The sequence below is a fragment of the Ligilactobacillus ubinensis genome, assembly GCF_024160875.1.
Lineage (GTDB): Bacteria > Bacillota > Bacilli > Lactobacillales > Lactobacillaceae > Ligilactobacillus > Ligilactobacillus ubinensis.
This window is the reverse complement of sequence record NZ_JAIULA010000010.1, coordinates 49626-61537: the sequence shown is the minus strand read 5'-3', so window position 1 is coordinate 61537 and position 11912 is coordinate 49626. Positions and strand designations below refer to the sequence as shown.

General features: G+C 34.7%; 9 protein-coding genes. 8 read left to right on the top strand and 1 reads right to left on the bottom strand.

Annotation, left to right across the window (positions count from 1 at the left end):
- Positions 1–3: 3 nt before the first annotated feature.
- On the bottom strand, positions 4–189 hold the full coding sequence (gene rpmB / locus LB941_RS06525) for a 50S ribosomal protein L28 (protein WP_253360494.1): 186 nt from the start codon (positions 187–189) through the stop codon (positions 4–6).
- Between the two features lie 281 nt (positions 190–470).
- On the opposite strand from rpmB, the gene LB941_RS06520 reads away from it, so the two are divergent.
- From LB941_RS06520 to ftsY, 8 genes are all read left to right on the top strand, one after another.
- Positions 471–833 (top strand): Asp23/Gls24 family envelope stress response protein, encoded by a 363-nt coding sequence (locus LB941_RS06520; protein WP_253360493.1) that lies wholly within the window; start codon positions 471–473, stop codon positions 831–833.
- Positions 834–864: 31 nt separating this feature from the next.
- A complete protein-coding gene (gene fakA, locus LB941_RS06515; protein ID WP_253360491.1) occupies positions 865–2544 on the top strand; it encodes a DAK2 domain-containing protein in 1680 nt (559 codons plus the stop codon).
- A gap of 137 nt (positions 2545–2681) precedes the next feature.
- Positions 2682–4721 (top strand): ATP-dependent DNA helicase RecG, encoded by a 2040-nt coding sequence (gene recG / locus LB941_RS06510; RefSeq protein WP_253360489.1) that lies wholly within the window; start codon positions 2682–2684, stop codon positions 4719–4721.
- A 19-nt stretch (positions 4722–4740) separates the two neighbouring features.
- Positions 4741–5769: a phosphate acyltransferase PlsX gene (gene plsX / locus LB941_RS06505; protein WP_253360487.1), complete on the top strand. Its 1029-nt coding sequence runs from the start codon at positions 4741–4743 to the stop codon at positions 5767–5769.
- A 164-nt stretch (positions 5770–5933) separates the two neighbouring features.
- Entirely contained in the window at positions 5934–6176 is a 243-nt protein-coding gene (gene acpP, locus LB941_RS06500; protein WP_253360485.1) for an acyl carrier protein, read from the top strand.
- 168 nt (positions 6177–6344) lie between these two features.
- On the top strand, positions 6345–7037 hold the full coding sequence (gene rnc / locus LB941_RS06495) for a ribonuclease III (RefSeq protein WP_253360483.1): 693 nt from the start codon (positions 6345–6347) through the stop codon (positions 7035–7037).
- 30 nt (positions 7038–7067) lie between these two features.
- Positions 7068–10616 (top strand): chromosome segregation protein SMC, encoded by a 3549-nt coding sequence (gene smc / locus LB941_RS06490; RefSeq protein WP_253360481.1) that lies wholly within the window; start codon positions 7068–7070, stop codon positions 10614–10616.
- A gap of 59 nt (positions 10617–10675) precedes the next feature.
- The gene (gene ftsY / locus LB941_RS06485) at positions 10676–11911 is read left to right on the top strand and encodes a signal recognition particle-docking protein FtsY (protein WP_253360479.1); all 1236 of its coding nucleotides are present in this window, start codon (positions 10676–10678) and stop codon (positions 11909–11911) included.
- The last annotated feature ends 1 nt before the right edge of the window (position 11912 follow it).

The following is an 11912-nucleotide window of genomic DNA, read 5'->3' as shown; positions in this document are numbered from 1 at the left end:
CAATTAAACGCGAGTAACTTTACCGGATTTTAATGCACGTGTTGAAACCCAAACTCTTTTAGGCTTACCATCAACTAAGATACGAACCTTTTGCAAATTTGGTTTCCAGCTACGGTTTGTTTGGTTTAAAGCGTGTGAACGTTTTTTGCCAAAAGTTGTTTTACGGCCTGTAATGAAATCTTTTGCCATGATTAATTTCCTCCTAATCAAATACAGATTTATTGAGTAATTATTTTACTCACTCACTAAATAAAATTATCATAGATAGCGTGCAAATGCAAGAAAAACCTGTAAAGAAAAAATACTTGTCAGTTAAAAATATTGCTAAATTAAGTAGGTTTGGTATTATTATAATTGAAGTATATATAGTTATAAGATGTCTAGGCAAAAAGCACGTCAGCTTTTTTTTAAATACGGACTATGATAAAATATTAATATGATTATCTGGAAAACTAAGGAGGCTATGTTTAATGGCTGTGAAGATTCAAAATCAATTTGGTAATATTGATATCAGTAACGATGTTATTGCTACTGTTGTGGGCGGTGCTGCTACGGAAATCTTTGGAATTGTTGGAATGGCAAGTAAAAACCAAATCCGAGATAATTTGAATGGAATATTAAAACGTGATAACTATTCCAAGGGGGTTGTTGTGCGCCAAGAAGAAGAAGGTGTAGCAATCGATGTTTATATTATCGCCGGATATGGAACCAAAATTTCAGAAGTTTGTCGTAATGTTCAAGAAAAAGTCAAGTATAATTTGGGATCCATGCTTGGAGTAACAGCAAAATCTGTAAACGTCATTGTGCAAGGCGTGCGGGTGATTGAAGATTAAAATCATGGAGAACCAAGGAGGAAAGTTTGCTTTGAAAGTTACAAAAATTACTGAAACAGAATTTCGCAAGATGATTTCAGTTAGTTCGAAGAGATTAAGTAGTAATGCGGAATTTATTAACTCACTCAATGTATTTCCTGTACCAGATGGAGATACCGGAACGAATATGAGCTTATCATTAGCTAGTGGGGAAAAATACGTATCTGAAGCTACTACAACAAGTGTAGGAAGTTTAGCTAATTTTCTTGCTAAAGGTTTGTTGATGGGGGCCCGAGGTAATTCAGGTGTTATTTTATCTCAAATTTTTCGTGGCTTTAGTAAAAATGTTGCAAAAAAAGATGCGCTTAACGCTAAAGATTTAGCACAGGCTTTATCTGCAGGGGTAGAGACAGCCTATAAAGCTGTTATGAAGCCAACCGAAGGGACAATTCTAACGGTGGCTAGAATGGCAGCTGAAGCAGCAAGAAAAGCTGTTAAAAATAGTGATGATGTAATAGTAGTTATGGAAGCTGCGTATAAGGCTGCTGATGCAGCTTTGCAGACCACACCAGATTTGTTACCTGTTTTAAAAGAAGTTGGTGTGGTCGATTCAGGTGGACAGGGGTTAACATTTGTCTATCAAGGTTTTTATGATGCTTTAACTGGAAATGAGCGAAAAGAAGATATGCATCAACCATCAGTTGTAGAAATGGATGAGATGGTTAATGCTGAACACCATAAAAGTGTCCAGAGCCAATTGAGTACAGAGGATATTAAATATGGTTATTGTACAGAAATTATGGTTCGTTTAGGTGCAGGGCGCCTAGTGGAACATCAATTTGATTATGATAGCTTTCGTGATTATTTAGCACAAAAAGGTGATTCTTTATTAGTAATTGCAGATGATGAAGTTGTTAAAGTGCATGTTCATACAGAACATCCAGGAGAAGTTTTGTCATTTGGGCAAGAATATGGATCTTTAATTAAAGTTAAAGTTGATAATATGCGCTTACAGCATGAAACAATTTTAGAACATGATGAAGATGATAAAGTACAAGTTAATGAAGATTTAACGGGTGATTATGGTGTAATCGCAATCGCTTCTGGAGAAGGTATTTCACAATTATTTAAGAGCTTGGGTGTTACTTATATTTTAAGTGGTGGACAAACAATGAATCCTAGCACACAGGACATAGTAGATGCAATCAAAAAAACAAATGCTAAAAAAGTATTAATTTTACCGAATAATAAAAATATTTTCATGGCTGCAAAACAAGCAGCACAAGTGGCTGAGATGCCAGTAGAAGTTATTCCAACTACAACGATTACGCAAGGTTTATCTGCGATGCTAGGCTTTGATAAAGATGCAGATTTAGCTGCTAATAAAGAAGCAATGCTTTCTGAACTTGATGGAGTTAAATCAGGGCAAGTAACGATAGCCGTGAGAGATACAACTATTGAGGGACGCGAAATCAAAAAAGACGATTATATGGGAATAGTCGATGGAAAAATAGTCGCTACAAATTTGAAGCAAAAAGATGCCGCTATTGAAATGGTTAAGCAAATGTTAGATGAAGATAGTGAGATTATCACAATTATTTATGGCGAAGAAGGTTCTAAGCAAGAGGCTATTGCTATCAAGGATGCAGTTGAAGAAATTGATGAAGATGTTGAAGTTGAAATTCATGCTGGAAACCAACCAGTGTATTCATATCTAATATCAGTTGAATAAATTTTAAATAATAGTAAGCAGATAGCGTTATTTGTCAGCGTCAGAGGTTGGGAATTTATTTTCTCAACCTTTATCTGTAATTATCAATGAATTTTGAAATGTTAATATCAAGCTGGTGTGTAATGGAGGGGATGTAGATGCAACGGCAGCTTATTGATAGTGTAGGCGTACTAAAAGGTGTAGGGCCTAAAAAGGTACAAGCATTAAATAAGTTGGGGATAAGTACGATTGAAGACTTATTAACATATTATCCTTTTCGTTATGATGATTTAGTGGTTAAACAATTAGGCGAAATTGCCGATGGGCAAAAAGTTGCTGTAAAAGGGGTTGTAGCATCTGAACCGGTGTTATCACATTTCGGCAGAGCTAAAAGTCGCCTTAGTTTCAAATTGTTGGTAGAACATGATGTGGTTTTAATAACTTTTTTTAATCAAGCATACTTAAAAAAACAACTATCAACAGGACAAGACATTGCAATATATGGTAAATATGATTCAAAGCGGCAAAGTCTTGCGGGAATGAAAATACTTGCGGTACAAAGCAATGACTTTGTTGGAGTATATCGTGCTTCAAAAGAAATAAAGGCCAGTACTATAAAACAGATAATTCAGCTAGCTTATGTTACTTATGCTGATTTTTTAGAAGATATTGTTCCTGTGACTTTACAACATAAGTATCGTCTTGAATCAAGAAAACAGATGATTTATGATATGCATTTTCCTAAAACAGCGAAAGTAGCACAATTAGCACGTAGATCGGCTATTTTTGAAGAATTCTTCCGTTTTCAAGTTGGAATTCAACTTTTAAAAAAAAGTGAGCATAAAGAAAAGGGTGTGCGTTTACAGTATGACAATACGAAAATACGTGCATTCATCACAAAATTACCGTTTGAATTAACAGCTGCTCAAAAAAGAGTAGTTAATGAAATTTGTTTTGATATGCATAGAGATATGCATATGAATCGTCTGTTGCAAGGAGATGTCGGTTCTGGAAAAACAGTTATTGCTGCGATAGCAATGTATGCAGCAGTGACAGCGGGATATCAAGCTGCATTAATGGTTCCAACGGAAATTTTAGCGCAACAACATGCGGAAAAATTTAGTCAACTATTTGAAAACTTCAATGTTAATCTAGCATTATTAACGGGTGCAACTTCAAGTAGATTAAAGATGCGGCGTGAATTATTAAAACATTTAGCTAATGGCGAAATTGATCTTGTTATAGGTACACATGCTTTGATACAAAATGATGTTGAATTTAGTAAACTAGGTTTAGTAGTTACAGATGAACAGCATCGTTTTGGAGTTGAACAACGGCGTATTTTACGGGAAAAAGGTTTAAAGCCAGATGTATTAACAATGACAGCTACACCAATTCCAAGAACATTAGCCATAACGGCTTATGGGGAAATGGACGTTTCAGTTATTGATGAGTTACCTAAGGGTAGAAAACCGATTAAGACGAACTGGCTAAAAAAAGAACAGATGACTGAAGTATTAAAATTTATTTCTAGCCAAATTAAACAGGGGAGACAGGCATATGTTATCTCTCCGCTGATTGAAGAATCAGAAATGATGGATTTACAAAATGCGCAAGAAGTTTGGCAGAATATGAAAGATTATTTCGCTCCACACTATAAAGTTGGACTTTTGCATGGCAAAATGAAGAGTAAAGAAAAAGATTTAGTTATGCAACAGTTCAAAAATAAAGAGCTTAATGTTTTGGTTTCAACAACTGTAATCGAAGTCGGAGTTGATGTACCTAATGCAACTCTTATGGTTATTTTAGATGCAGATCGGTTCGGATTAGCGCAGTTACACCAACTTCGCGGGCGTGTTGGTAGAGGCCAAAATGAGTCATATTGCTTGTTAGTTGCTAATCCGCAAAATGATTATGGAAAAGCAAGAATGAAAACGATGGTAGAAACAAGTGATGGGTTTGTAATTGCGCAAAAAGATTTAGAATTACGCGGACCAGGTGATGTCTTAGGCTATAAGCAATCAGGTATTCCTGATTTCAAGGTTGGAGATCCAATTGCTGATTTAAAAATATTACAAATTGCTCAAAATGAAGCACATAAAATTATATTTGCAGAAGATTTTGAGAACAATACAGAAAATATAGGGTTGCTGCATTATTTAAACCGGAAATTACGTTTGGAAAAAAATTTCGATTAATGGATATAAAAGAGAAAGGATGATTATTTTGAAAATAGCAATAGATGCAATGGGCGGGGATAATGCACCTGACGCAGTAATTGCGGGTGTAGAGTTAGCACGAGATGAATTCAAAAATGTCGAATTTGTGCTTTTTGGAGATGAAAAAAAAATAACAGCTTTATTGAAAAGTAAAGAAAGAATTATTATTGAACATACAACAGAAGTCATAGATATGAATGATGAACCTGTCCGAGCAGTAAGAAGAAAGAAAGACTCTTCAATGGTAAAAGCAGCCTTAGCGGTTAAAGAAGGCAAGGCAGATGCGCTTTTTTCTTGTGGGAATACAGGTGCGTTATTAGCAGCAGGTTTATTAGTAGTAGGTCGTGTTAAAAGTGTTGCACGACCAGGATTGTTATCAACATTACCAGTATTAGACAGTCCAACTGGTGATGGAACTTTTAACTTACTTGATAGTGGTGCGAATGCAGATAGTAAGCCAGACCAGTTGTATCAGTATGCTCTTTTGGGTAAATATTATGCTGAAAATGTGCGTGGTTTAAAGAATCCGCGAATTGGATTATTGAATAATGGAACCGAACCACATAAGGGAAATAAAGTAACACTTGAAGCACACCAACTAATTGCAGCTGATAAGACAATTAATTTTATTGGTAACATTGAATCTCGCGACTTGTTGAAGGGGTTATGCGATGTTGTTGTAGCAGATGGCTTTACGGGAAATGCAGTTTTGAAATCAATTGAAGGAACTGTTAGCGCAGTAATGTCATTGTTAAAAGAATCAATAATGTCCTCAGGATTAAGTGGTAAAATGGGGGCAATGTTATTAAAGCCGGCATTTAAATCTATTAAATCAAAGATGGATCAATCTCAATATGGTGGTGCGGTATTGTTAGGAACAAAAGCGCCGGTTGTCAAAGCGCATGGTGCAAGTGATGCGAAAACAGTATATTATACAATTAAGCAGATTCGAACAATGATTGAAGGCGAAGTTGTTCCGAAGTTTACAAAGTATTTGGCAGAAAATGAAACAGAGGAGAAAATCTAGCAAATGACTAGACTTTTTTCAATAAAGTGGTTACAATATTTTTGCTGAGTGTTTATATTAAGAAAGATAATATAATGATGAATGTTTGAATACGTTTATTAGGCGGTAAAACAAAAAGAGATCTAATAAAAGCATAAATAACATTTAAGCAAGGAGATATAGAAATGACAGAAGAAGAAATTTTTGCTAAAATTGCACAAATTATTGAAGAACATTTTGAGATTTCAGCAGATAAAGTTACTAAAGAATTAAGTTTTCAAGATGATTTGAATGCTGATTCAATAGACGCAGTTGAATTTGTACTAGAACTTGAAGATACATTTGGTTCAGAGATTTCAGATGAGGATGCTGAAAAAATTGCGACTGTTGGCGATGCAGTTAAATTTATCAAAGTACATCAAAAATAGTAAGCAATTAAAGAGACTGAGAAAATGTTTTTCTCAGTCTCTTATTTGCTTAAAGAAAAAAGCACCGAAGATTGTAGAGCACAGTATTCTTATTGGACAAATTAGAATATCAAGTGTGTATTTGGTATAATTAGTTGATGCAAAAATTATAAAGAGGAGATTTATATATTGATAATCGGATTAGCAAAAATGTTACATAATGATTTTCAAATTGATATTAAGAATAATGATTTGTTTGATGAGGCATTTACGCATGCTTCATACGTTAATGAGCATCCTAAAGAAAAACTGAAGTATTATGAAAGAATAGAATTTTTAGGTGATGCAGTGATGCAGTTGTGTGTTTCTGAATATTTATTTGAACGTTATCCTATGTTACCAGAAGGAAAATTATCTCGCTTAAGAGCCGCAATGGTTTGTGAAGAGAGCTTTAGTCGTTTTGCTAAAGAATGTCATTTCGATGAATATATTCGTTTAGGAAAAGGAGAAGAAAAGGCTAATGCGCGTCAGCGACCATCTTTATTATGTGATATTTTTGAGGCGTTTATTGGAGCCTTGTATTTAGATCAAGGAAGAAAAGTTGTTATTCAATTTATTCACAAGGTTGTTTTTCCAAAACTTGATATGGGATGGTTTGATCATTTGTTGGATCATAAAACGGAATTACAAGAATATTTGCAACAAGATGGTGACTGTGCTATTCAATATGATGTTTTATCTACTGAAGGCCCTGATAACGATAGAGTTTACCAGATGGCCGTTTATGCAGAAGGCAAGCTGATTGGCAAGGGTAGTGGTCATTCAAAAAAGGCAGCGGAACAAATGGCAGCTAAACAGGCTTTAAAAAATATTCGTCAATAGTAGATTAAAAATTGAAGGAGGAGCTACAATTTGAGATTAAAAGCACTGACATTAAATGGCTTTAAATCTTTTGCTGATAAAACAAAAATTGAGTTTCAACCTGGGATTACAGGAATTGTTGGTCCTAATGGTAGTGGGAAAAGCAATATTATTGAAGGCTTACGTTGGGTATTAGGTGAGCAATCAGCTAAAAGCTTGCGTGGAGGTAAGATGCCAGATGTTATTTTTGCAGGGTCGGATACGCGTGCAAAATTAAATCGTGCTGAAGTTGAAATTGAACTAGATAATTCTGATTATTTTTTGAAAAAACAACCAGCACAAATAGTCATTACGCGTAGAATTTTTCGAAATGGTGAAAGTGAATTCTTGATTAATGGTAAAACGGTACGTTTACGCGATATAGTAGATTTATTTTTGGATACGGGATTAGGTAAAGAATCGTTTTCAATAATTTCTCAAGGACGAGTAGAATCTATTTTTAATAGTAAGCCACAAGACAGACGTAGTTTAATCGAGGAAGTTGCAGGTGTATTAAAATACAAAAAAGAAAAAAGCCGTGCGCAAAAAGAACTTGAAGAGACAACATCTCATCTCAATCGAGTTGCTGATATCATTACTGAATTATATCAACAAAGACAGCCATTAGAAGAACAAGCAAGTATCGCACATGATTATTTAGAACAAAAAAAGCAGTATGATCACTTTGATTTAAATAATTTAGTATTAGAGATTAAGTCTAAAAGCGCAGAAAAAGAAAAAATTCAAATAGAACTACAAAAAATTAAGCAAATTGTGGAAAAACATGAGCATAATGCAAGAAAACAAAAAGATTTAACTCAGATGCTGCATGAACAACAGCAGCAGTTAGAAGAACAAATTGATAGTGCTCAAAAGAGATTAGTTGAATTAACGCAACAAAAAGGTTACCTAAGTGGTGAACAAAAAGTTTCCAAGCAAACACATGAATATCAAGATATGCAAAGAAATGATGCTAAACAAAGGATTTCTGAAGATCAACAAAGTTTAACTGATGCAAATCAAGATAAAAAGCAAATTTTGCAACAAATCGCTGAAATAGAAGCAAAGAAAGCTGAATTAGAAGAACAAATCAGTCAGTTGAGATTAGAAGGACAAACTGATGCAAAAACATTGTCAGCACAAATTGAAAAATTGCAACAAGATATTTTTAACGATATCAAAGCGAAAGATGCTTTTGAAAATGAACAAAAATATTTGGAAAAAGAGTATTTGAATCAAGTTGCTGTTCAACAGAATACAAATACAAAACTTAATGATGCAAAAGCAGAATTTTTGAATAATGAAAAGCAAATTAAAGAAGCTGAAAAAAATTTAGCAAGACTCAACAGTCAACTAACAGATTTACAGCAAAAACAAACTGTTGCTAACGAAGATGTGGTTAAATGTACGCGAAGATTGGATAATCAAAAAGAGCGGTGGTACCAAGCAAGCGATATTTTGAAAAAGGCTGAAACGCAATATGACACATTGAAAAATGTGGCTGCTAATTATTCGGGGTACTACCAAGGCGTTAAAAAAGTTTTACAGGCTAAAAGTAAATTATCCGGTATTGTAGGAGCAGTTGCAGAGCTATTTAAAGTGGCACCTGAGTATAGTAAGGCCATTGAAACAACATTAGGTGGTCAGTTACAAAATGTTGTAGTAACAACAGATAGTGCCGCTAAAGAAGCAATTAGATATTTATCAAAAAATCATTATGGAAGAGCAACCTTTCTACCTAGGAATACTGTAAGAAAACGTAGTCTGAATACTAATCAATTGCAAATTCTAAAAGAAACAGTTGGTGTAATTGATGTAGCCAGCAATCTTGTGCAAGTAAATGCTAATGATCAGCCAATTTTGCAACATCTGTTAGGGACAACAGTAGTTGTTGAAAATTTAGATAATGCAACAGTTGTTGCAACACGACTAAACCATGCTGTAAAGATTGTAACGCTTAACGGTGATATTATTAATGCTGGTGGCTCAATGACTGGTGGGAGTACGCAACAAAAACACACAGGCTTGTTAGAACAAAAGCAACAAACAGATAGTTTAGCTCAAAATATAGTAACCATGCGCAAAAAGATGGAAACAGTTGAACTTGAAGGTGCTCAGAATAGAAAGCAGTTAGAAAAAAGCCAACAGTATTTAGAAGAGCTTAAGATACAGATAACGAAGCTAGAAGAAGCAAAGCAACCTGTACAAAAAAAATATGATGTTTTAAAAATCGAAATTGAGCATCAAAAACGCGAAGTCGATATGCATATCCATGCACAAGAAGATGCTAAGAAAAATGAAAGTAACTATCAATTACAAAAAGATGAATTAGCTGTAAAGATAAGTGATTTGGCGCATAAATTAGATAAGCAAAAACAGCAATTAGAGAGTAAAAAAGCCTACTTTAATAATGCAGAACATATGCAACAAAAAAATGAGCATGCACTAAATGAGGCTATTCAGTCTAAAGCAGTTATTGATGAGCGGTTACAGTCGCAAAAGTTACAATTAAAAGAGATAACTAATCAAATAGAACGATTAGAGCAAAACATTTTGAAAACCCAAAATAGGCTAAATAATTTGTTATCAGAACAGCAACAGCATAGTGGGCGAACAGAGGATTTAGAAGCTAAGAAAAAAGCGGTTGATAAAGAACATACTATGTTGAATGTTAAAGTTCAAGAAATGATTAGTCAGCGAAAACAACTGCACAAAGAAGTTACAATTGCAGAAAAAGAGCTAACGCGTGTTAACGAATTACAAAAGGCAGCTTATGATGAGCAAAATGAGAAAACACGTTATGATAGTCATCTCGAAACTTTATTGGAAAATTATTTAAATTCACTTTCTGAACGGCATGAACTTACTTATGAAAAAGCGTTAGAAAAAGAAGATTTAGAAACTGATTTAGAAAATGTCAAACGCCGCTTGAAGCTTTTAAAGTTAGGTTTAGATGATTTAGGTGAAGTTAATTTAGGTGCGATTAGCGAGTTTGAACGTGTTAATGAACGTTATGAGTTTTTAACGAAACAACAAGATGACTTATTGGAAGCCAAAGACCAGCTTACCAATAGCATGGATGAAATGGATGAAGAAGTAAAATTGCGATTTAAACAGACATTTACAAAAGTATCTGAAGCATTTACAGCTATTTTTCCAGCTATTTTTGGCGGTGGACGTGCACAACTTAGTTTAACTGAGCCAGATGATTTATTAACAACGGGAATTGAAATTATGGCGCAACCGCCAGGAAAAAAATTTCAGGCGTTAACATTGCTTTCTGGTGGAGAAAAAGCATTAACAGCTATTGCACTTTTGTTTGCAATTTTAAAAGTACGACCGGTTCCATTTGTTGTTTTGGATGAAGCTGAAGCAGCATTAGACGATGCTAATGTGGTGCGTTACTCACAGTATCTTCAGAATTTTGATATGGAAACACAGTTTATTGTGATTACGCATAGAAAAGGAACGATGATGAATGCAAATACTTTGTATGGAGTAACAATGCAGGAATCTGGAATTTCAAAAATGGTTTCCGTTTCCCTAGAAGAAGTAATGTAATTTTAATTAATTTTTGCTAGAATGAACTAAGCGGAACAATACACAAGAGGGGGTATAGTATGGGTCTCTTTGATAAGTTAAAAAAGGCATTTGGGGTACAAGAAGAAAAGCCTCAATCAGAACAAAGCGAAGCTATAAAAGAAAACCAAGCTGATGAACAAGTAGCAATTAAGCAACCAGAACTTGAAGAAAATCAAGATAAGACAACCTTAAAAAACGAAGAAACCAGTAACCAAGCTGATGTCACTGTAGATGAAGTTAGTGAAGTAGCGACAGAAAAGACAGTAGATACAGTAGAAAATAAGGCAACTGAAGAGGTTACTTCAGTAAACGAGCAGAATCAAGCCCAAAATGTTGCTGAAACACAAAGATATTATCATGGCTTAACTAAAAGTAGAGATGGATTTGGAGCTAAGATTAACGCTTTGCTTGCAAATTTCCGAAGTGTAGATGAAGATTTCTTCGATGATTTAGAAGAGACATTAATTGAAGCGGATGTAGGTTTTGAAATGGCTATGAAGATTAGCGAAGAATTACGCAATGAAGTAAAATTCCAAAATGTTAAGCAAAAAAAAGATGTATCAAATGTAATTATTGAAAAACTAGTTAATATCTATGAAGAAGAAGGCAAAAGCGAAGATAGTCAGTTACATTTTGCTAAGCAAGGTCCAACAATCTATCTGTTTGTAGGCGTTAATGGTGTAGGAAAGACAACGACAATTGGAAAACTGGCACATAGATATCAAACTGAAGGTAAAAAGGTTTTAATGGCAGCTGCGGATACGTTTAGAGCTGGCGCCATTGAGCAATTAGTTGAGTGGGGTCGCCGCGTTAATGTGGAAGTAGTGCATAAAGAGGAGAAAAGTGATCCAGCTGCAGTTGTTTTTGAGGCAGTCCAAAAAGCTAAGAAAGAAAACTATGATATTTTGCTGGTTGACACAGCTGGTAGGTTACAAAATAAAGTCAACTTAATGAATGAATTGGAGAAAATTCAAAGAGTAATAGTTCGCGAGCTTCCTGAGGCGCCGCATGAAGTTATATTAGCATTGGATGCAACAACTGGTCAAAATGCTTTAACTCAAGCTAAGCAATTTGGAGAAGTTACAAAAGTTAGTGGCATTGTGTTGACAAAGCTTGATGGAACAGCACGAGGTGGTATTGTTCTCGCAATCAGAAATGAATTGCATATCCCAGTTAAGCTTGTCGGTTTAGGTGAAAAAATGGATGACTTACGCGATTTTAATTCTGAAGAATTTGTATATGGTCTATTTAAAGGCCTTGTAACGCAAGATTAGT